Source organism: Knoellia locipacati (genome assembly GCF_044791685.1).
In the GTDB taxonomy this organism is placed as follows: domain Bacteria; phylum Actinomycetota; class Actinomycetes; order Actinomycetales; family Dermatophilaceae; genus Knoellia; species Knoellia locipacati_A.
The window spans coordinates 459,502-480,681 of record NZ_CP087730.1 but is presented as its reverse complement, the minus strand read 5'-3'; the positions used below and the strand labels follow the sequence as shown (position 1 = coordinate 480,681).

At 70.7% G+C, this 21,180-nt stretch carries 18 protein-coding genes; 9 read left to right on the top strand and 9 right to left on the bottom strand.

The window, feature by feature from the left end; all coding sequences use genetic code 11:
* The first annotated feature begins 22 nt into the window (after positions 1-22).
* Positions 23-979: an EamA family transporter gene (locus LL946_RS02200; RefSeq protein ID WP_404384335.1), complete on the top strand. Its 957-nt coding sequence runs from the start codon at positions 23-25 to the stop codon at positions 977-979.
* Positions 955-1,791 carry an aldo/keto reductase gene (locus tag LL946_RS02195; RefSeq protein WP_404384333.1) on the top strand — a complete coding sequence of 279 codons (837 nt, stop codon included), beginning with the start codon at positions 955-957 and terminating at the stop codon, positions 1,789-1,791. Before LL946_RS02200 ends, LL946_RS02195 begins: the two co-directional genes overlap by 25 nt.
* 99 nt (positions 1,792-1,890) lie before the next feature.
* On the opposite strand, the gene LL946_RS02190 is transcribed toward LL946_RS02195, so the two are convergent.
* On the bottom strand, positions 1,891-3,351 hold the full coding sequence (locus tag LL946_RS02190) for a VWA domain-containing protein (RefSeq protein ID WP_404384331.1): 1,461 nt from the start codon (positions 3,349-3,351) through the stop codon (positions 1,891-1,893).
* An 11-nt stretch (positions 3,352-3,362) separates the two neighbouring features.
* The gene (locus LL946_RS02185) at positions 3,363-4,271 is read right to left on the bottom strand and encodes an AAA family ATPase (protein WP_404384329.1); all 909 of its coding nucleotides are present in this window, start codon (positions 4,269-4,271) and stop codon (positions 3,363-3,365) included.
* Between the two features lie 45 nt (positions 4,272-4,316).
* On the opposite strand from LL946_RS02185, the gene LL946_RS02180 reads away from it, so the two are divergent.
* Both LL946_RS02180 and LL946_RS02175 read left to right on the top strand, forming a co-directional pair.
* On the top strand, positions 4,317-5,240 hold the full coding sequence (locus tag LL946_RS02180) for a PfkB family carbohydrate kinase (RefSeq protein WP_404384327.1): 924 nt from the start codon (positions 4,317-4,319) through the stop codon (positions 5,238-5,240).
* A gap of 393 nt (positions 5,241-5,633) precedes the next feature.
* Complete coding sequence (locus LL946_RS02175; protein WP_404384325.1) at positions 5,634-7,892, top strand: SdrD B-like domain-containing protein; 2,259 nt, start codon at positions 5,634-5,636, stop codon at positions 7,890-7,892.
* Positions 7,893-8,036: 144 nt separating this feature from the next.
* Here LL946_RS02175 and LL946_RS02170 read toward each other — a convergent pair whose 3' ends face one another.
* Positions 8,037-8,237 (bottom strand): hypothetical protein, encoded by a 201-nt coding sequence (locus LL946_RS02170; RefSeq protein ID WP_404384323.1) that lies wholly within the window; start codon positions 8,235-8,237, stop codon positions 8,037-8,039.
* A 29-nt stretch (positions 8,238-8,266) separates the two neighbouring features.
* A complete protein-coding gene (locus LL946_RS02165; protein WP_404384321.1) occupies positions 8,267-8,665 on the bottom strand; it encodes a MerR family DNA-binding transcriptional regulator in 399 nt (132 codons plus the stop codon).
* A 101-nt stretch (positions 8,666-8,766) separates the two neighbouring features.
* Here LL946_RS02165 and LL946_RS02160 point away from each other — a divergent pair, with 101 nt between their 5' ends.
* The 3 genes from LL946_RS02160 to LL946_RS02150 all read left to right on the top strand — a co-directional run bounded on the left by LL946_RS02160 (position 8,767) and on the right by LL946_RS02150 (position 12,788).
* Complete coding sequence (locus LL946_RS02160; RefSeq protein WP_404386763.1) at positions 8,767-9,957, top strand: acyl-CoA dehydrogenase family protein; 1,191 nt, start codon at positions 8,767-8,769, stop codon at positions 9,955-9,957.
* Between the two features lie 28 nt (positions 9,958-9,985).
* Positions 9,986-11,563 carry an acyl-CoA carboxylase subunit beta gene (locus LL946_RS02155; protein ID WP_404384319.1) on the top strand — a complete coding sequence of 526 codons (1,578 nt, stop codon included), beginning with the start codon at positions 9,986-9,988 and terminating at the stop codon, positions 11,561-11,563.
* A 160-nt stretch (positions 11,564-11,723) separates the two neighbouring features.
* Positions 11,724-12,788 (top strand): S8 family serine peptidase, encoded by a 1,065-nt coding sequence (locus LL946_RS02150; RefSeq protein ID WP_404384317.1) that lies wholly within the window; start codon positions 11,724-11,726, stop codon positions 12,786-12,788.
* A gap of 52 nt (positions 12,789-12,840) precedes the next feature.
* Here LL946_RS02150 and LL946_RS02145 read toward each other — a convergent pair whose 3' ends face one another.
* Positions 12,841-13,509 (bottom strand): Maf family protein, encoded by a 669-nt coding sequence (locus tag LL946_RS02145; protein ID WP_404384315.1) that lies wholly within the window; start codon positions 13,507-13,509, stop codon positions 12,841-12,843.
* Positions 13,510-13,585: 76 nt separating this feature from the next.
* On the opposite strand from LL946_RS02145, the gene LL946_RS02140 reads away from it, so the two are divergent.
* Positions 13,586-14,101, top strand: a complete 516-nt coding sequence (locus LL946_RS02140) for a hypothetical protein (RefSeq protein ID WP_404384313.1) — start codon at positions 13,586-13,588, stop codon at positions 14,099-14,101.
* A 1-nt stretch (position 14,102) separates the two neighbouring features.
* Here the strand turns inward: LL946_RS02140 and LL946_RS02135 are convergent, their stop codons facing one another.
* A complete protein-coding gene (locus LL946_RS02135; RefSeq protein WP_404384311.1) occupies positions 14,103-16,001 on the bottom strand; it encodes a Na+/H+ antiporter in 1,899 nt (632 codons plus the stop codon).
* A 133-nt stretch (positions 16,002-16,134) separates the two neighbouring features.
* Between LL946_RS02135 and LL946_RS02130 the strand changes: the two genes are divergently transcribed.
* The gene (locus LL946_RS02130; RefSeq protein WP_404384309.1) at positions 16,135-17,412 is read left to right on the top strand and encodes a lipase family protein; all 1,278 of its coding nucleotides are present in this window, start codon (positions 16,135-16,137) and stop codon (positions 17,410-17,412) included.
* Between the two features lie 97 nt (positions 17,413-17,509).
* Here LL946_RS02130 and LL946_RS02125 read toward each other — a convergent pair whose 3' ends face one another.
* The 3 genes from LL946_RS02125 to LL946_RS02115 all read right to left on the bottom strand — a co-directional run bounded on the left by LL946_RS02125 (position 17,510) and on the right by LL946_RS02115 (position 21,031).
* Positions 17,510-19,225 carry a DUF885 domain-containing protein gene (locus tag LL946_RS02125; protein ID WP_404386761.1) on the bottom strand — a complete coding sequence of 572 codons (1,716 nt, stop codon included), beginning with the start codon at positions 19,223-19,225 and terminating at the stop codon, positions 17,510-17,512.
* A gap of 177 nt (positions 19,226-19,402) precedes the next feature.
* Positions 19,403-20,080 carry an MOSC domain-containing protein gene (locus LL946_RS02120; protein ID WP_404384307.1) on the bottom strand — a complete coding sequence of 226 codons (678 nt, stop codon included), beginning with the start codon at positions 20,078-20,080 and terminating at the stop codon, positions 19,403-19,405.
* Between the two features lie 18 nt (positions 20,081-20,098).
* Complete coding sequence (locus LL946_RS02115) at positions 20,099-21,031, bottom strand: hypothetical protein (RefSeq protein ID WP_404384305.1); 933 nt, start codon at positions 21,029-21,031, stop codon at positions 20,099-20,101.
* Between the last annotated feature and the right edge of the window lie 149 nt (positions 21,032-21,180).

Genomic DNA, 21,180 nt, shown 5'->3' with positions numbered 1-21,180 from the left:
CTCGGAAGGTATTGTATCTTCCGTGGAAACTATCTCGTCGACCAAGCTCGGTGGCCTTGCGCTCGTCGCCGTCACCGCGATCGCCCCGGTCGTCTGGGGATCGACGTATGCCGTGACGCACCTCTTCCTCCCGGCCGACCGGCCGCTCTTCGCCGGCGTGATGCGGATCCTGCCCGTCGGACTGCTCATGCTCGCGTGGCACCGGCGCCTGCCACGGGGCTCGTGGTGGTGGCGCTCGGTGGTCCTCGGCACGCTGACCATGGGACTGTTCGTCGCCCTCCTCTTCGTGGCCGCCATTCGGCTGCCCAGCGGGCTGGGGTCCACGCTGACGGCGGTCGCACCGATGATCACCATGGGTCTGGCGTGGGCCATCCTGCGCGAGCGCTCCACGCCCGCGACCGTGGGCGCCTCGCTCGTCGGTGCCCTCGGCGTCCTCCTCCTCGTCCTCCAGGGCGACAGCGGCGGGCACGTCGATCTCATCGGCCTCCTCGCCTCCATCGGCGCCGTCACCTCGGCGAGCACGGGCTTCGTCCTCACCAAGCGGTGGGCGGCCGACGAGGGAGTGCTCGTCGTGACGACGTGGCAGCTCGTCGCCGGAGGGCTCGTGCTCCTGCCGTTCGCCCTGCTCCTCGAAGGCGCGCCCCCGGCCCTGCCGCTCTCCGGGTGGCTGGCCCTGGCCTACCTCGGCCTCATCGGGTCCGGCGTCGCCTACGTCGCGTGGTTCAAGGGCCTGGAGTCGATGAGCACCGGGGCCGTCGCCGTCATCGGCCTGCTCAACCCCGTCGCCGGGACCCTGCTCGGCGTCGTGCTGCTCGGTGAGCCGTTCGGGGCGGTGCACCTCCTCGGGATGGCGCTGGTCCTCGGCAGCGTCGTGCTCGCCCAGCCCCAGGTCCACGGCGCCTTCCCCAAGGTGCGGCATGCGCGGCCGGTGGGCACCCGGCATACGGTGGAGGTATGCCCATCAACGACATCACCCTGACGTCCGGTACGCAGAAGGTCACCATCCCGCAGGTCGGGTTCGGCGTGTGGCAGGTCCCCGACGACGAGGTCGACGCCGCGGTGCTGGCGGCCCTCGAGACCGGCTACCGCCACATCGACACCGCCAAGCTCTACAACAACGAGTCCGGTGTCGGGCGTGCGCTCGCGGCCACCGACGTGCCGCGTGATGAGATCTTCGTGACGACGAAGGTCTGGCCCACGGAGTTCGGCGCACAGGAGACCGTCGAGTCGTTCACCGCCTCGATGGACCGCCTCGGCCTCGAGACCCTGGACCTCTTCCTGCTGCACTGGCCGTTCCCGCAGCAGGACCGCTATGTCGACGCGTGGAAGGCGCTCCTGTCCCTGCGTGACTCCGGTCGGGTGCGCGCGGTCGGCGTCTGCAACTTCCACGTGGAGCACCTCCAGCGGCTCTTCGACGAGACCGGCGAGTGGCCGGCCATCAACCAGATCGAACTCCACCCCTACCTCCAGCAGCGCGAGGTGGCCGAGTTCAACGCCGCCCACGGCATCGTCACCGAGTCGTGGAGCCCGCTGGCCTCGGGCAAGCAGGTCCTCGACGACCCGGTGATCGGCGCCATCGCGCAGCGCCTCGGTGCCACCCCGGCCCAGGTCGTCATCGCGTGGCACATCGCCCGCGGGTTCGTCGTCCTGCCCAAGTCGGTGACGCCGTCGCGCATCACGGAGAACTTCGAGGCCGCCGAGCTGACGCTGAGCGAGTCGGACATGGCCGAGATCGCGACGCTCGACCGCGGGTTCCGCACCGGCCCCAACCCCGACGAGTTCAACGGCTGACCCCACCTTTTCCGGCCCATCACGGAACGGGAGCCTTCAGCCGGAAACAGTTTCGGGCTGAAGGCTCCCGTTCGTGGATCAGGCAGGAAAGGGGAGGTGTCAGACGGGGAGGAGGCGGCTCACGAACTCGCGGAGCTGGGCGACGTTGCGGCACTCGTGCATGTCGACGATCTCGCTGTAGCGCAGGGCGACCGAGTCGCCGCTGCCCCACATGCGGGCGGGTTCGGGGTTGAGCCAGGACACGTGGCGGGCGCGGGAGGCGATCTCGCGCAGCATGTCGAACTGAGGGTCGGTGTGGTTCGAGCGGGCGTCGCCGAGGACGAGGACGGCCGAGCGGTGGCTGATGGCGTCGAGGTGGTGCTCGACGACGTCGGCGAAGACCGCGCCGTAGTCGCTGTTGCGGTGCCATCGCGTCATCCGCGAGAGGTCGTCGAAGGCGTGGGAGAGGTCGCTGCCGGGTGGGGCGCCGATCACCTGGTCGGTGAGGTCGTCGACGCGGTTGACGAAGCCTAGGATGCGGACGCGGCGGAACTGCGTCGCGAGGGCCTGGACGAGCAGGATCGTGAAGCGCGAGAAGCCGGCGACCGACGACGACAGGTCGCAGAGGATGACGAGGTCCGGTCGGTGCGGGCTCGCGTGGTGCATGGCCGGCCGGATCGGGACGCCGCCAGTCGAGAGGGACCGGCGCAGGGTGCGCCGCACGTCGATGGAGCCGCGTGACGCGCGACGTCGGCGGGCCGCCAGCCGCGTGGCGAGCTTGCGGGACAGGGGCTGGATCGCCCCCCGCAGCTCGTCGAGCTCGGCCGGGCCGGCGAGGAGGAAGGGCGTCTGCTCGGCAGGTGCGCGGACGGCATACCGGCTGATCCGGTCGGCACCGCGTGCCTCGGCGTTGCGACGTCGCGTCTCGGTCTCCACCCGACGACGGAAGGCGGTGACCTCGGTGCGGAGCTCGTCGCGGGTGAACCGGGTGGCGAAGCCGCCGCCACTGGCCGGACCACTGGCGCCGGCGCCCGAGCCGCCGGACCCGCCGCTTCCGTCCCCGGAGCCACCCGGCGCGTCCTCGGCAGCATCCTGCATCCGGGCGAGCGCACCCGCGATGGCGGTCTGCGGCGCGAGGGTGTCGAGGGCCTGCTGGGCCGAGAAGGACCCGATGGTCGCGGCGTTGGCGAGGGCTCCGAGCTCGGCCACGACGCGAGCGGCGAGCTCGTCGAGGGCGCGCTCGTCGCCGGCGGCCAAGGCTCGAGCCAAGTCCTCGCGGAGCTCGGCCGCCCGGCGCCGGCGGTCCTCCAGAGTGGCGGGCGGCGCTTCGGTGGAGATGCCCTCGCGGTCGCCGAGTGCCGCTGGGAACCACACGTCGTAGAGGTCGTCGAAGACCTGTCTCTGCCCGGCCCGGCGCAGGAGCGCCGCAGCCAGACCCTCACGCAGCCGCTCCCGATCGTCGAGACCCAGGACCTGGGCCGCCGCACCGGCGTCGACCACGTCGCTCGTCCCCACGACGACGCCGTGACCGCGCAGGGCTCGGGCGAAGCCGACGAGCCGGGAGTCGAGTGCCGTGGACATGGTCGGGCCGGTCAGGTGGCGGGGAGGTCGAGCGCGACGGCGGCGCGCTCGATGTCGTCCTGGTGCTTGAGCAGGACGCCGAGGTTGTCGCGGACGAGCTCGGCGCTGAGGTCGCCGTCCTGCGTCGCGCCGAGGGCGATGAGGGTGCGCGCCCAGTCCACCGTCTCGGCCACCGATGGAGCCTTGCGCAGCCTCAGCTCGCGCAGCCGCTGCACGAGCCGGACCACGGAGGCCACGAGGGCTTCGTCGAGGCCGGGGGCGCGCAGCGTCACGATGCGCTGCTCGAGCTCGGCGCTCGGGTAGTCGATGTGGAGGAAGAGGCAGCGGCGGCGCAGTGCCTCGGACAGCTCGCGGGTCGCGTTGGACGTGAGGACGACAAACGGGCGGTGCTTGGCGTGGATCGTGCCGAGCTCGGGGACCGTCACCTGGAAGTCGCCGAGGATCTCGAGCAGGAGACCCTCGATCTCGACGTCGGCCTTGTCGAGCTCGTCGACGAGCAGGACCACCGGCTCCTCGCTCCGGATGGCTGCGAGGAGCGGGCGCGGGAGCAGGAACTCGTCGCTGAAGATGTTGTCGCGCAGGGCATCCCAGCCGTCGGAGGCGTTGCGCTCGGCGGTGATGCGGAGGAGCTGCTTGGCGTGGTTCCACTCGTAGAGCGCGCGGGACTCGTCGACGCCCTCGTAGCACTGGAGCCGGATGAGGCGGGCGCCTGTCGCGGCCGCCACGGCCTTGGCGAGCTCGGTCTTGCCGACCCCTGCGGGGCCCTCGACGAGAAGTGGCTTGCCGAGCCGGTCGGCGAGGAACGTCGTCGTCGCGATGGCGTCCGAGGCGAGGTAGCCGGTCTCGCCGAGGCGGTCGCGCACCTCGTCGATCGAGTCGAAGCGCGGTGACGCGGGGACCTGCGGTGCCGAAGTGCTCACGGCGACATCCTCGCAGCCGGGAGCACACGGCATACGCTGCGGTCCATGTCTCCACGGGTGATCCACACCGCGCAGGCCCTCGTGGACGTCGTCATCGACGTCCCGTCGCTCCCGCGTCGCGGCGGCAACGTCATGGCTCCGCCTCCGGCCGAGTATGCCGGGGGAGCGGTCAACATCCTGCTCGCGGCCGCGCGTCAGGGCGCGGACTGCGTCCACGCGGGAGCGACCGGGACGGGTCCGCACGGTGACCTCGTCAGGGCCGCGCTGGCCGCGGAGGGCGTCACCGTGTCGAGCCCGCTCGTCCCGGACCTCGACACCGGGATTTGCGTCGTCATGCTCGAGCCGACCGCCGAGCGCACCTTCGTGACGACGCAGGCGGCCGAGCGGTTCATCAGTGTTGAGTCGCTCCAGACCTCGCGGCCGGGCGCCGGTGACCTCGTCTGCGTCAGCGGCTACAGCCTCACCGGCACGACGCGGGATCCGTTGCTGCAGTGGCTCGGTGGGTTGCCCCAGGGGGTCGAGGTCGTGCTCGACCCGGGTGCGATCTTCGCCGAGCTCGACGACGAGATCCGCGCCCGGATGCTGGCACTGACGACGGTCTGGACGGGCAACGCGGAGGAGAGCGAGGCCCTCACCGGTGAGGCCGACATCGTCCGCGCCGTCGCCGCGTGCGTCGGGCACCTGCCCGTGGGAGCCGTCGCCGTCGTCCGGGACGGACCGGAGGGATGTGCGGTGCACGTCGACGGCGAGACCACCGACCTCGACGGGTACCCGCAGAAGCCGGTCGACACCAACGGTGCCGGGGACACCCACACCGGCGTCCTCGTCGCGTGCCGGGCGGGCGGCATGGACTGGGTCGAGGCGGCCCGCCGGGCCAATGCCGGGGGAGCCATCAAGGTCACCCGACGTGGGCCGGCCACGGCGCCGAGGGCCGACGAGATCGACACGTTTCTCGCCGACCACGCCTGACCGACGTCAGCGCGTCGGACGCAACCGCCACCAGGCTCGGAGCGCCGCTCCGCCACGGCGGGAGGAGCGGCCCGGGTCAGCCGGTCCGGCCAGTACTCGAGAAGGTCGCCGGGACACCTCCTGGGTCTGGGCGGAGGGTCCTGCGGGCGACCCCCACGACGCCGCAGACCTGTCGAGAACCGTCACGGGTGGCACGTTCCCGCCATCCGGCGAATCCGTGGACGCGGGGACTCGGGCGGGTGCATGCTGAGGGATGTGGCTGAGCCACCCCTAGTTCGCTGAGCCGGCGGCACGAGGGCCCTGACGCACTGCGTCTTCGAGGTCGCCCTGAGCCGGCACACGACCTCCTCATTTCCGATTCACCATGCCCTTTCGGGGGCGGAATGAGGAACCATGTCTTCCACGTCCACCGGCGGGCGCTCGCGCTCGTCGTCCCGGAGTCGGCGTCGCGTCGCGCTCACGGGCATCGCCGCCCTCGCCCTCGGTATGGGCCTCACGCTCCCAGGCGCGCTGGCTGCCGGTGTCGGGTTCCACGAGCTCGAGGGCAACATCCTCGACGACACCTCGGCCGATCCGCCCTATGACTGGGACGACCTCTTCACGGCCGGCTCGACGACCGCCGAGCCGACAACCAAGACCGGCCTGCCCTCGTCGATCCTCGACCCCGACTTCACGCGGGACTTCCGGACGACGGCCGCAGGCGCCTACGTCAACGGTGACCTCTCCTACTTCGCCACCGGCTCCAAGGACACCCTGGACATCAACCCAGGTTGGCAGTGCAAGAAGGCGCAGAACGCCACGGACAAGGGCGACTGGGTCAATGCCTACGGCTACGCGGCTCGCGTCGACCACGACAGCAACAGTGCCACCGACGACCACACCGTCTTCTTCTTCGGACTGGAGAAGGACGACGACAACGGCACGAACAACGTCGGCATCTGGTTGCTCCAGGACGAGAACGTCGCGTGCGAGACCAGTGGAGGCGGCAACGTCCCCTTCACGGGCAACCACGTCGACGGTGACCTTCTCGCCGTCGTCGCCTACGACAGCGGCGGCAACGTCGGGACCGCGCAGGGGTATGCGTGGGACGGCGGTCTGCCCAACACGCCCACGTTCAATCAGACCCAGGCGGAGTGCGACCCGAACAACATCAACTACGCCAACAAGTTCTGCATCATCACCAACAGCGGTGGGACGATCGTCTCGCCATGGTGGTCCCCGCAGAAGGTCGACAAGTCCGTCGACGCCGTGCTGCAGAAGAACACGTTCATCGAGGGCTTCCTCGACGTGACTGCCATCTACGAGGGTCTCAACCGGCCGGCGCCGTGCTTCGCCACCTCGATCGCGAACTCTCGCGCCTCGACGTCGACGACCGCTGCGCTCTACGACTTCGTGGAGATCGAGGCTGCCACCTGTGGCCCGATGAACCTCCTGAAGTACTTCGACAAGAACGCCAACGGCACGAAGCAGGCCGACGAGCCCTTCCTCGAGGGTTGGGAGTTCAAGGTCTTCGCCGATGGAGCGAACCCAGCCACGGCCACGCCGCTCTTCACCGGCTACACCGACGAGAACGGATCGCTCTCGTTCAGCGACGTGCAAACCGGCGCCTATGACGTCTACGAGACCGGGAAGATCAAGCTCGCCGACGGCAGCATCGTCAATGCCAGCGAGTACTGGGCCTCCGACCCGTTCACCACCAGTCCCGGTGACGTGGGTGCCTACCCCGTGAAGTACGACCTCACCCAGACCGTGGCCGGCGCGACCGTCGACTTCGGCAACGCCTGCTTCATCGACAAGTCGTTCGAGGTCACCGGCGTCCCCTCCGGTGCTGCACTGGCACTGACGTACGCGATCAACGACCCGGATGACAACGGTCCGTCGACCACGGTCAACATGACCGCCCCGGCCGCGGCGCCGACGACACGGACGTACACCCTCGTCAACACGCTCAAGCTGGGCGACACCATCGACTGGTCGTACGAGTACCAGGCCAGCCCGACCGCCCCCTCCGGCACCATCGCGGTCGAGGACGACGAGACGATGGCCGGCTTCACGGACACGTCCGGCATCGGTCTGACGTGCGCCAAGGCGAACACGACGGCGTTCCCGCTCGCGACCCTCTCGGGCACGAAGTACAAGGACGCCGACGCCGACGGGGTCAAGGACACCCCTGGTGACAACGGTATCGCCGGCTTCGAGTTCAAGCTCTACACGGGTAACACCGGTAGCGCGGGCACGCAGGTCGGGACGGCTCAGACGTCGGCCGCCGACGGAACGTACTCCTTCACGGGAGTCGCCCCCGGCACCTACTCGGTCGTCGAGAGTGCGAAGACCGGATGGGTGCAGACCGCCCCGGTCGCCGGCACTCCCGCCGCTCCGACGTTCCGGACGGTCACGGTGAACCTGGGCACGACCTCGGCCACCATCGGTGACTTCCTCAACGCACCATTGACCAACCTCTCGGTCGCGGTCGACCCGCAGACGAACTACACGTTCGCGGACTCGATCTCGTGCACCAAGACCGGTGGTGGTGCCGCAGGCACTGCAGTCGACGGTGTGCTCCCGGGTGACGCGGGTGTGACGAAGACGCTCACGGCCAACGACCTGCTCGTCGGCACGTACACCTGCACCGTCGTCATCACCGACCCGTGATGACGATCCACGACTGACGCGGGGTGGGCTCCGGCCCACTCCCGTCACCACGGCCGGGTCGGGGCTCCCTCCCCTCTGGGAGCTCCGGCTCGGTCCCCAACCGGCGAGGCCGGCACCCCACTTGGGTGCCGGCCTCGCCGCGTGTCAGCTCGGGTGGCCCTCCGACTCGGCCTGCTCCGCCTCCCGCTCGGCCGCCTCGGCGGACTCCCGAGCCTCCCGCGCCTCGGCGGCGGCACGAGCATGCCGCCGGTCGAGCAGGAACTTGCCCAGCCCACCGGCGACCACGACGGCCACCGTCCCCGACATGATCCAGGCGAAGGCGGACGGTTCGTCCGAGCGGTCCATGGGGAGTCTCCTTGTGGGCTGGGTCGCGCTCAGCGCGCGATGGTGGACAGGTCCTCGCGACAACGGTCCTCGAAGCGACCGAGCTCGGTCAAGGCGTCGTCCAGGTCGCGGCGTCGCTGCTCGAGGTCGGCCCGTCGCTCGTCGATCTGGGCCAGGACGTACTCGAGCTGGCTGCGCCGACCTCGAGGGGCGTCGTAGAGGTCGATGATCGTGCGGATCTCCTCGAGCGGGAAGCCGAGCCGCTTGCCACGCAGGATGAGCCCCAGACGGGTCCGGTCGCGGCGGTGGTAGATCCGGGTCGTGCCGCGGCGCTCGGGCGTGATGAGGCCCAGCTCCTCGTAGTGGCGGACGGTCCGGTGGGTCACCTCGAACTCCTCGGCGATCTCGCGGATCGTCCAGGTCTCGTCCTCACCGGCTCGGGTTGCCACGAGCCGCAGTATTGCTTTACGTTGACGTCAACGTCAAGAACAAGAGCCGGTATGCCGCGGGGCTGCAACCCAGTCCTGCGCGCGCCCGTGAGAGGACACCGATGTTCGAGCTCAGCCAGGACCACGAGGACTTCCGCAAGGTCGTGCGCGACTTCGCCCAGCGCGAGGTCGAGCCGCACGTGGCCCAGTGGGACCGCGACTCGCACTTCCCGACCGACCTAGTCCCGAAGATGGGTGACCTCGGCCTGTTCGGCCTCGTCGTCCCCGAGGAGTTCGGCGGCAGCCTGGACCCGGAGGAGGGTGGCGCCTTCACGAGCCTCTGTGTCGCCATCGAGGAGCTCGGTCGCGTCGACCAGTCCATCGGCATCACCCTGAGCGCCGGCGTCGGCCTCGGCATCAACCCGATCCTCACCTACGGCACGGACGAGCAGAAGCAGCGCTGGCTCCCCGACCTCGTTGCCGGACGCGCGCTCGCCGGCTTCGGCCTCACCGAGCCCGACGCCGGCTCCGACGCCGGAGCCACCCGCACCAAGGCGGTCCGCGACGGCGACGAGTGGGTCGTCGACGGCGCCAAAGCCTTCATCACCAACTCCGGTACCGACATCACCTCGGTCGTCACCGTCACCGCCCGCACCGGCACCGACGACAAGGGCCGCCCCGAGATCAGCGCGATCATGATCCCCTCTGGCACACCGGGATTCACCGTCGAGGAGCCCTACCACAAGCTCGGCTGGCACATCTCCGACACCCACGGCCTCAGCTTTGCCGGCTGCCGCGTCCCGGCGACCAACCTCCTCGGCGAGCAGGGGAGCGGCTTCAAGCAGTTCCTCAAAACCCTCGACGACGGCCGCATCGCCATCTCCGCCCTCGCGCTGGGACTCATCGAGCGCATGCTCGAGGAGAGCACGGCATACGCCTCGTCGCGCACCGCCTTCGGCAAGCCGATCGCGGTCAACCAGGGCATCTCGTTCCAGCTCGCCGACCTCGCCGTCATGGCCGAGACGAGCCGGGTCCTCACCTACAAGGCTGCCTGGCTCAAGGACGAGCACGACGCCGGCCGTCGTTCGGTCGCCGAGGTCAAGAAGGCCGCCGCGATCGCCAAGCTCTACACGAGCGAGGCCGCGGTCAGCGCGACCCGCATCGCCACGCAGGTCTTCGGTGGCAACGGCTTCATGGAGGAGTACCCCGTCGCCCGCTTCTACCGCGACGCCAAGATCCTCGAGATCGGCGAGGGCACCAGCGAGGTCCAGCGCATGGTCATCGCGCGTCACCTCGGTCTGCCGACCTCCTGATCGCGGACCCGACTGAGAGAGTGAGGGTATGCCGGTGAGCGACTCCTCGTCCCCGTCCAGCGACCCTCGCGTCGCCGACGTCCGGGCCCGCCTCGAGGCGGCCCACGCCGCGTCGGCGTCGGCGCCGGAGAAGGCCGCGGCCAAGCTCGCCGCGCAGGGCAAGCTCTACGTCCGCGACCGGATCGCCCTGCTCGTCGACGAGGGCAGCTTCGTCGAGGACGGCCGCTACGCCAACGCGCTCGCGCCGGGCCTGCCCGCCGACGGCGTCGTCACCGGCCGTGGCACGGTCGACGGCCGGCCCGTGATCGTCATCGCCAACGACCCGACGGTCAAGGCCGGATCCTGGGGCGCGCGGACGGTCGAGAAGATCGTGCGCGCCACCGAGATGGCGCTGCGCGAGGAGCTGCCGGTCTTCTGGTTCGTCGACTCTGCCGGCGCCCGCATCACCGACCAGGTCGAGATGTTCCCGGGTCGACGCGGCGCGGGCCGGATCTTCCACAACCAGGTGGCGCTCTCGGGCAAGGTCCCGCAGATCTGCTGCCTCTTCGGGCCTTCGGCCGCCGGTGGTGCCTACATCCCGAGCTTCACCGACCTCCTCATCATGGTCGAGGGCAACGCCAGCATGTATCTCGGCAGCCCCCGCATGGCCGAGATGGTTGTGGGAGAGAAGGTTTCGCTCGAGGAGATGGGCGGCGCGCGCATGCACTGCACCGTCTCGGGAGTCGGCGACATCCTCGCCCACGACGACACCGAGGCGATCGAGCTCGCCAAGCTCTACTTCTCCTACATGCCGCAGAACTGGCGCTCACCCCTGCCCTCGTATGCCGCGGAGGCGCCGACCGCGCCCCTCACCAGGGCGTCGGTCCCCGAGCGCGAGAGCCAGCCGTTCGACGTGCACGACGTCATCGACGGGCTCGTCGACGACGACAGCTTCTTCGAGATCAAGGCCCTCTTCGCCGCCGAGCTCGTCATCGGTCTCGGCCGGATGGACGGCGAGACCGTCGGCATCGTCGCCAACAACTCGATGGTCAAGGGCGGCGTGCTCTTCACCGACAGCGCCGACAAGGCCGCCCGCTTCATCTGGCTGTGCGACGCCTACTCGATCCCGCTCATCTACCTCGCCGACGTCCCCGGCTTCATGATCGGCTCCGAGGTCGAGCGCGGCGGCATCATCCGCCACGGCGCCAAGATGGTCTCGGCCGTCTCCTCGGCCACGGTGCCGCAGTTCTGCGTCGTCGTCCGCAAGGCCTACGGCGCCGGGCTCTACGCCATGGGTGGACCCGGGTTCGGCCCGGACGCGACCATCGCCCTGCCCACCGCGCGGATCGCGGTCATGGGCCCCGAGGCCGCGGTCAACGCCGTCTACGCCAACAAGATCGCCGAGGTCGAGGCGGCCGAGGGCGCGGAGGCACGCGACGCCTTCGTCGCGGCGCGGCGGGCCGAGTACGAGGAGGACGTCGACCTCGAGCGCCTCGCCGCCGACCTCGTCATCGACCACGTCGTCGAGCCCGAGGTCCTGCGCGACGAGCTCGTCCACCGGCTCCGCTACGCCGCGCACCGGGACCGCTCCTTCGCGACCAAGCGACGCGGCATACCCCCCGTCTGAAACATGGCCTCGTGTGCCTGAGCGCGCCCCAGAGGTCGCGCTCAGGCACACGAGGCGGCGTTGTTCGGGTCACGCTGCGGCGCACAGCGATGGTTTCTCTGGGTAACCTCTTGCGGGTCAGGCCTCGTGTCGGGGCTGATCCCAGCGAAAGGTTCCCCTGATGCGCGCACTCCGCCGCACCACCGCCCTGGCGGGTGTCCTCGGACTCACCGCACTCGCCGCCACGGCAACCCCTGCCCATGCCGCCACCAACGACCCGCTGCGCGCCAAGCAGTGGGGCCTCACCCAGGTGCGTGCCGAGCAGGCATGGCCGACCACCCGAGGCGCCGGCACGACCATCGCCGTCGTCGACACCGGCGTCGACCTGGCGCACCCCGACCTCGCGGCCAAGCTCGTACCCGGCGCGACGTTCGTCGGTTGTGGCGCCAAGGTGACGGTCTGCAGCGACGGCAACTGGAAGGGCACCGACGGCGTCGGCCAGGACGTGGACTCCCACGGCACCCACGTGTCCGGCATCGCGGCCGCGATCACGAACAACGCGACCGGCGTCGCGGGCGTCGCCCCGGACGCCAGCATCATGCCGATCAAGGTCCTCGAGGACGGGTCCGGTACGACCGACGACATCGCCGCCGGCATCCGGTGGTCCGCCGACCACGGCGCCGACGTCATCAACCTCTCGCTCGGCTCGCTGCCCGGCACGCAGGTCCTGTCGATCACCGGCCTAGACACCGCGATCGAGGACGCCATCGACTACGCCCGCACCAAGGGCGCAGTCTCGGTCATCGCCGCCGGCAACACCTCCACCATCGCCTGCACGAGCCCCGGCTTCTCGAGCACCGGGATCTGCGTGGGCTCCACCGACAAGAACGAGGTGCACTCGGCGTTCTCGGAGCTCCCGGTCAAGCCCGACCTCAAGGTCGTCTCCGCCCCGGGCGGCTTCGCCTTCGGCGCCTGCGACGACGACGTGTGGTCGACCGTCCCCACCGAGGTCACGAGCTCCTGCGGTGTGGCCGGCTACGACGCCTTCGCCGGCACCTCGATGGCGACTCCGCACGTCGCCGGTGTGGCCGCGCTGCTCCTTGCCCAGGGCCGCACGGTCGACCAGACCGAGGAGGCGATCCTGACCACCGCGCGCACGCCCGTCGTGGGCCTGCGTGGCCAGTTCAGCCCGCTCTACGGCTACGGCATCGTCGACGCCCAGGCGGCTGTCGCTGCTGCTCGCTGAGCACAGACGCAGGTATGCCGTGGCGCACGACGTGCGCCACGGCATACCCGCGTCAGTCGCCCCGCAGGTCGTGCCAGGCGACGTCGAGGTCGGCCAAGAGCTCGCGCAGCAGCGGGAGCGAGACCCCGACGACGTTGGAGGGATCGCCCTCGATCGCCCGAACGTACGGCGCCCCGAGCCCGTCGAGGGTGAAGGCCCCGGCGACGTGCAGCGGCTCACCGGTCGCGACGTACGCGGCGATCTCCTCGTCGTCGAGCTGGGCGAAGTGCACGGTGGTCGAGGCGGTCGCGCCGAGGCTGCCTCGCGTGCCGCCGTCGTCGGGATCGCGGTCGTCGACCACCCAGTGGCCGGTGTGCAGGACGCCGGAGCGGCCACGCATGCGCCGCCATCGGTCGGTCGCCTCGGTCGCATCGGCCGGCTTCCCGTGGACCTCGCCGTCGAGCTCGAGGACCGAATCGCAGCCCAGGACAAGGGTTCCCGCGTCATCGGAGTCATGACGAGCACGGGCGACGGCCTCGGCCTTGGCCCTCGCGAGGAGCAGCGCGACGTCCGCCGGCGACAGGGTTCCGTGGACTGCCTCGGCGGCGGCGAGAGCCGCGTCCTCGTCGACGTCACTGACGTGGACGTCGGGCTCGATACCCGCCGCGCGGAGGGTCGCCAGGCGTGCCGGCGAGGCCGAGGCGAGGACGAGGTGGGTCGGGGGAGCAGGCTGTGATCGCACGCCCACACCGTAAGGTGTCGCGGGTTTGCGGGGCCGGACCGCGAGGTCATGTCCGAACGACGAACAGGAAGTGTGCATGCACTCGATGACACGACGAGACCGGTCGCACGGTCTCGCGACGACTCGAAGGCTCATCGTGCTCGGTGTCGCCCTCGTCGCCGTGGGAGGGGCGGCAGAGGTCAAGGAGGCCCTCGTCGACGGAGGGAGCGGCTCCGCCCAGGCGGTCGGCGACGGCCCGCAGGCAGGCGCTGACGTGACGGCACCAGACGGTTCCGCGGCGACGCTCGGCCCGTCGTCCGGTGCGATGCCGACGCAGGCCCCGGCCACGACGCCCCCGGCCTCGCCCAGTGCGAGGACGAGCCCGAGCTCGGCTCCGAGCGATGACCCAGCCGCCACACGCACGACGGCGCCGTCGCGGTCCGCCACCCGCACCGCGACGTCCACGCCGGAGTCGACCTCGTCGCCGTCGCGGCCCGGCCCGGCGCGGCCGACACCGAGGCCGACCTCGTCGTCGAGCCCGTCACCCTCGGACGACTCCGTCTTCGAGGACCTCATGGACATCTTCGGCAACCGCTCCCGCCGCGCCGGCTGACTCAGCCGAGGGCCCCGTCGACGAAGCACCAGCGCCACGCCTCACCCGGCTCGAGCGAGCGCATGACGGGGTGACGAGAAGCCCCGAAGTGCTTGCTGGCGTGCTGGCCCGGTGACGAGTCGCAGCAACCGACGTTGCCGCAACGCGTGCAGATGCGCAGGTGGACCCAGGTCATGCCCTCGGCCAGGCAGTCCACGCACCCCTCGGAGGTCGACGGGACGGCACAGTCCGGCTCGGACTCGAGGTGCTCGCAGGCCGTGGCCACCTGGTCGGGGGCGCGCAGGTCGGCGTCGCGCAGCCGGGCGGCCTTCGCCGTCGTCCAGGTGAGGGCGGCCTCCTCGGCGTCGAGCTGGTTCATCACCCCGGACAGGATCTCGTGGTCGACGTCGTCCTCGTCGCGGATCCGGAGCAGCTCGACCCGCTCGGCCTCGAGCATGACGGTACGCAGTCGACGCCGCGCCTCGCTCGGGGTCTCCTCGTCGCGCGGCCCGAGGGTGCCGAGGCGCTCCCAGATCCGGTTGACGCGCAGCTCGGCACTGCCGCGGAGGTCCTGCGCGACGCCGGGGTCCAGCTCCGGCAAGGCATCGAGGGCCCGCAGCCCCGCGCCGGTCGTCGCCCGCAGGACCGTGGCCTCCTGCAGGGCGTCCTCGCGCGGGTCGGGTCCGCGCACGTCGAGGGCGCGAGCAAGCATCGGGAGCGTGGACGACTGGAGGGCGAGCGTCCCGATGGTGACGATGAGCGCGATGAGCACCAGCGCGGGCCGGTGGTCGGTCGACTCGGGCAGGGTGAGGGCGGCGGCCAGCGTGACGACGCCGCGCATCCCCGCCCACGACGTGACCGTCGTGCTCGGCACGTCAAGGGGAGCACGTTCGGCGGACCCGAGCCGACCGACGAGCCACGTGAACGGGAACAGCCACACGGGCCGCAGGACGAGGACCGCGACGAGGACGACGAGTCCCACGGTGGTGGCCCGCTCGAGCGAGATCTCGCTCGCCTGCACATCCCTGACGAGGCGGGAGAGCTGGAGGCCGATGAGGAGGAAGACCGCGTTCTCGAGGAGGAAGGTGATGCTCGCCCAGTTGACCCGTTCGCTCAGCCGCGACGCCGCCGACTGGAGGACGGGCGCCTTGTGGGCGAGGAGGAGCCCGGTCGTGACGACGGCGAGGACCCCGCTGGCCCCGAGGAGCTCGGCGGGCAGGTAGGACAGGAACGGCGCGGCGAAGGACAGGGCCGTGTCCGAGGCCGCCTCGGTGAGCTGCTTGCGGAGCAGCCCGATGAGGACGAAGACGACCCAGCCCACCCCGACGCCGCCGACGACGGCGAGCCCGAAGTCGCGGGCCACCGAGCCCACCGTGACCTCGCCGTGCGACGCGAAGCCGTGATGCGAGGTGGCCAGGCCGGCAGCCGCGATCGCGGTGCGCAGGGTCACCAGGGCCGTGGCGTCGTTGAGCAGCGACTCGCCCTCGAGGATCGTCGTGACACGGCGGGGCAGCCCGATCCCGCGTGCGACTGCGGTGGCCGCGACCGCGTCCGGAGGCGCGACGATGGCACCGAGGGCGACCGCCACGGCGAACGGGATCGGCAGCAGCCACCACGCGACGAGCGCCACCCCGAACGTCGTGAAGAGGACGAGCCCGACGGACAGCCCGAGGATCGCTCGCCGGTTGGCGCGGATGTCGACGAGGGAGGTCCCGCGCGCTGCGGCATACAGCAGGGGTGGGAGCAGGCCGAGGAGGACGACGTCGGGGTCGAGAGAGACGTCGGGCACGAACGGCAGAACCGACGCGACGAGACCGACGAGCAGGAGCGCGATCGGGGAGGGCAGGCCGAGCGGGGCGCACAGGCGCGCGACGACGATGACCGTCACGGCGATGGCGACGAGGGTGAGGGCAAGGGTCACCGCCACATTGTCGTCCAGTCACGGCGCGGGACGAGGGGGCCTCCGAGCCGACATCTCTTGCGACCCCTGTTACTCCTCGGTAGGTTCGGCCCACCGCGTAGCAGTGGCTCGCCACCTCGAACAAAGGCTGACAATGACGTCACGCATGTTCCGTCGGGCTCTCGTCCCGATCGCCGCCCTAGGCCTCCTGGCCGCTGTCGCCGCCCCGGCCTCGGCCGGCCCCGACTCCGTCCCCGGCACTGCCGGTGCCACGACGGTCACGAGCACCCCGGAGCCGGCCCGACCGGCGTTCTACGAGCCGCCGGCAGCCATACCGGCCACGCCGGGCACGGTGATCCGCACCGAGCCCGCAACGTTCTTCATCGACCCCCTCGGCCTGTCCGACCTCAGCCTCACCGCGACCCGGGTGATGTACGCGTCGAAGGACCGGCTCGACCGTCCGATCGCGGTGACCGGCACCGTCTTCGAGCCGAAGGCGCCATGGATCGGCGTCGGCGCGCGCCCGCTCATCAGCTACGCCGTCGGTACGCAGGGCATGGGTGACCGCTGCGCCCCGTCGCGGCAGATGACCGAGACGCTCACCGAGTACGAGCACTACCTGCTCAAGGGCTACCTCGTGCGCGGCTACGCCGTGGCGCTCACCGACTACCAGGGGCTCGGAACCCCGGGCACGCACACGTACGTCAACCGCGTCGCGCAGGCCCGCGCGGTGCTCGACATCGCGAGGGCCGCGATCCGACGGCCCGGCACGTCGCTCACCGCCACGACCCCCGTCGGTCTCTACGGCTACTCGCAGGGCGGGGGAGCCACCGCCGCGGCGGCCGAGCTCGCGCCGACCTATGCACCGGAGCTCCGGGTCAAGGGAGCGCTTGCCGGCGCTCCACCCGCCGACCTCACCAAGGTCGCCGCCAACCTCGACGGCAGCCTCTACGCGGAGTTCCTCAACTTCGCGCTGCTCGGGCTCTCGGCCGGCTACGGGGTCGACATCCTCGACATCCTCAACGACCAGGGCAAAGCCGTCGCGGCGGCGACCGAGAACCACTGCGTCTTCGACCTCGCCTCGGCGGCGTTCCAGCAGTCGAGCACCCTGACCAAGGACGGGCGGCCGCTCACGACCTACCTCGCCGAGGAGCCGTTCGCGTCGATCGTCGCCGACAGCCGTATCGGCCGGATCAAGCCCACCGTGCCGGTCCTGATCTCGCACTCCGGCCTCGACGACGTCATCCCCTACGCGGTGGGCCGACAGCTAGCCAAGGACTGGTGCGCCAAGGGTGCCAACGTGCGTCTGTCGACCAACGTCGTGCCGCTGCACGTCGGTGGTGTGGCACCGTCGTCGAGCGAGAGCTACGCGTTCTTCGAGGCGCGCTTCGCCGGGCTCCCCCAGGTGAGTGGGTGCTGGGCGATCTGGTGAGCGCGCCTGTCTGACAGCGCAGCTCGCACGACGAGGTATGCCGTCCGCTCACGTGAGCGGACGGCATACCTCTGTCCTTGCCTGTGGGAGAGCGGCCTCAGCGACGCAGGGCCTCGACGAGCACGTCGAGACCGACCGACCCGACGTCGAGGGCGCGCCGGTGGAAGGCCTTGGGGTCGAACGAGTTGCCCTCTGCCGCAGCGGTTTCGTCGCGCAGCTGCATCCAGATCCGCTCGCCGATCTTGTAGCTCGGGGCCTGGCCCGGCCAGCCGAGGTAGCGGTCGAGCTCGAAGCGCAGCGAGGCCTCGTCGTTGTTGGCGTGGGCGCTGAGGTACTGCCACGCCTTGTCGTAGGTCCACGCGCCGCCACCGACCTCCGCCGGTGCCTCGAAGCCGCAGTGGATGCCGATGTCGAGGACGACGCGGGCGGCGCGCAGCGACTGGGCGTCGAGGAAGCCGAGGTAGTTGCCCGGGTCCTCCATGAAGCCGAGCTCGACCATGAGGCGCTCGGCGTAGAGGGCCCAGCCCTCGCCGTGGCCGCTCACCCAGCAGAGCATCCGGCGCCAGCGGTTGAGCAGCTCCGCGCGGTAGGTCGTCTGCGCGACCTGGAGGTGGTGGCCCGGGACGCCCTCGTGGTAGACGGTGCTCAGCTCGGCCCACGTCCCGAACGTCTCGACGCCCCTGGGCACCGACCACCACATGCGGCCGGGACGGCTGAAGTCCTCGCTCGGGCCGGTGTAGTAGATGCCGCCGGTGTGCGTCGGCGCGATCCGGCACTCGATGGTGCGGACCGGTCCGGGGATGTCGAAGTGCGTGCCGTCGAGCAGGTCCATGACCTCGTCGGCCTTGGTCTGCATCCACCGCCGGAGCTCGTCGGTGCCCTGGAGGCGGTAGGCCGGGTCCTCGCCGAGATGCGCCATCGCCTCCTTGACCGTCGCGCCGGGCAGGATGCGGTCGGCGGTGCGGCGCATCTCGGCGTCGAGGCGGTCGGTCTCCGCCTGGCCCCAGGCGTAGGTCTCCTCGAGATCCACGCTCGCGCCGAGGAAGTGGCGGCTCGCCAGCTGGTAGTGCTCGCGGCCCACAGCGTCCTCGGCCCGGGCGCGCGGCAGGATCCGCTCGCCGAGGAAGGCCTTGAGGTCGGCGTAGGCGTCGGCGGCACGGCGCCCGGCGGCGTCGAGGTCGGCGGCGAGTGCCTCGGGCAGGGGCTGCCCGTCCCGGGTCCGGGCCCCACCGGTGAAGGTCGCGAAGAAGCCCGCGTCGCCGACGAGGTCGTCGCACTGGACCATGCACGCCGCGACCTGGCGACGGGCCGAGATACGCGTCGGGTCCGCGTCGACGGACTCGAGCAGCGAGCCCCGCCACTGCTCGAGGGCGCGGGGGAGTGCACCCAGGCGCCGTGCGACGGTCGCCCACTGCTCCTCGGTGTCGGTCGGCATGAGGTCGAAGACGTCGCGCACCGACTGCATCGGGGAGGCGATGACGTTGACGTCGCACCGGTCGAGCCCGGCCTCGTGGATGTCGACGTCCAGCTCGAGACGCTCGCGCATCGCCGCAATGGTGACGCGGTCGATGTCGTCGACGGGTTCTGCGGTCTCGAGGCGGGCGAGCGTGGCGCGGGCGAGGTCGGCGCGGGCGCGGTAGCCGGCGGGGGAGAAGTCGTCGAGCTCGCCCTGGCGCACGTCGACGCCGAGGTAGGTCGCCTCGATCGGGCTGCTCTCCATCACGGCGTCGAAGTGGCGCTCGGCGATGGCGTCGACGGCGGTCGGCGTGCGGGGCGTCGTCGCGGGCGAGGTGGTGGGGGCGGAGGTCGTCATGTCGGTGGCGGTGTCGGTCACCCGATGCACGCTACCCACCCCGCCCGCCCCGCCCCACCATCGACCAATTGGTCACGAAATGCCCGGGCGGTGGCACCGCCGCGGTGCATCTTTCGACCAATTGGTCACGAAATGCCCGGACGGAGCCAACACCGCGGTGCATCTTTCGACCAATCGTCACGAAGTGCGCGACTCGGCGCCTTCCCACTTCGCCAGCTTGGCTTCCAGCTCCTCGTGCTCCTGAGGCAGCAGCGCACCGGAGTCCACGATGGCGCGCGCCAGGTCGCGGTCACCCATCCAGGCGCGGAAGACCATCGGCACCGTGATGCCGTGCCCCGGTCGCCACGTCACCTCGATGGTGTCGTCCGGGCGGACCGTGCCCGGCTGGAGGACGGCGAGATAGGCGCCGGTCCGACCGCGCCTCGTGAAGGCCTTGACCCAGCCGGGGACCTGCATATGCGCGGCGAAGGTCGCGCACGGGACACGCGGCGCGGTCACCGAGAGGACGACCGAGCCACCGATGCGCCACTGTTCACCGATGACGGCTGCGTCGACGTCGAAGCCCGTGGTCGTCACGTTCTCGCCGAAGGCGCCGGGACCGAGCTCCTTGCCCGTGTCCATCGCCCACCAGTCGAGCTCCTCGCGCGCCACGGCATACACGGCCTGTGTGGTCCCGCCGTGGTGCTTGGTGTTGACGACGGCATCGCCCTCGACACCGCTGCCCCCGACTCCCTTGGGGCCGGGATCGGTGACGTGGATCGTGTCGACGGGTCGCTTGTCGATGCCGGTCCGCCGGCTCTTGAGGATGCCGGTGCGCGCTTCACCGAGGTTGACCGAGAGGACCCGTGCTGCCATGACAGGCAGGGTATGCCGTCAGGCAGCCTGCGCTGTAGGGCACCGGAAGTGTGGTCGCCAGGCGTCGCTCAGCGGCCGATCGATGCGAACGCCGACGGCCTCGAGGGCTGCGGCCGCTCGCTCGATGGTCGCCTCGGGCGTCTCGAAGACGTCCTTGGCGACGAAGATCTCGAACCTCCACCCCTCCTCGATGCTCAAGTACTGGCGCCGGCTCTCGTCCATGGCCGGCTGCTCGTCTTCGTCATGCCAGCGTCCGTCGTACTCGAACGCCAGCTTGGCAGCGCGGTATCCGAGGTCGATTCGGAAGACGACGGTGCCGTCGGCGTCGTGGATCCTGATGTCGACCTCAGGTTCGGGCAGTCCCGCGAGCACCAGGAGGAGACGCAGCTTGGTCTCGGGCACGGAGTCGACATGGTCACGAACGAGCCTGGCCGCGGCGACGGCCTCGCGGCGGCACTGCCCCTCCCATCCTTGGGCGTAGGCGAGAAGTCCTGCCGGCGTGGTCACCGCCTTGCGCACGAGGCTGTCGCCCAGTGCGACCAGGTCGAGGAGGTTGAGGTGACGGGCGAGGTGGACGAAGGTCTGCTCGGGGCCGGTCACCTGCAGACCATGACGTCGGACGATGTGAAGTCGATGGCGAAACCGGTGGTGCTTGATGCCCTCGACGCGGAAGCGGACGTCCCGCGTGAAGGAGACATGGGTGTTGGCGTGCTCCGGGACCACCCCGCCCCAGAGTCGGGCCGCCGTCCAATGGCTCAGGACGCCACCTTCTGGTGCCAGGCGCAGCGCCGCCCGGGATCGCACGACGACCGTGTCCGGGATGCGTGCGTCGATGTACATGCCGTGGAAGATCCGACGGAACCTGCCATCGCGCAGGGCACGCCTCAGACCGGCCTCGCACGCCTCCTCACCTGAGAAGGGCTGCGTCGGGTCGAAGTCGGCGGACGGCATACGCGAGTCTGTCCCGGCTCCGCAAAACGGCCGGCGAGATATCCACAGCCCCGACAGTTCGTGACCTATTGGTCGAAAGTTGTCGGGGCAGGGTCGGGTGGTGTCCCGACAGTTCGTGACCTATTGGTCGAAAGTTGTCGGGGCAGGGC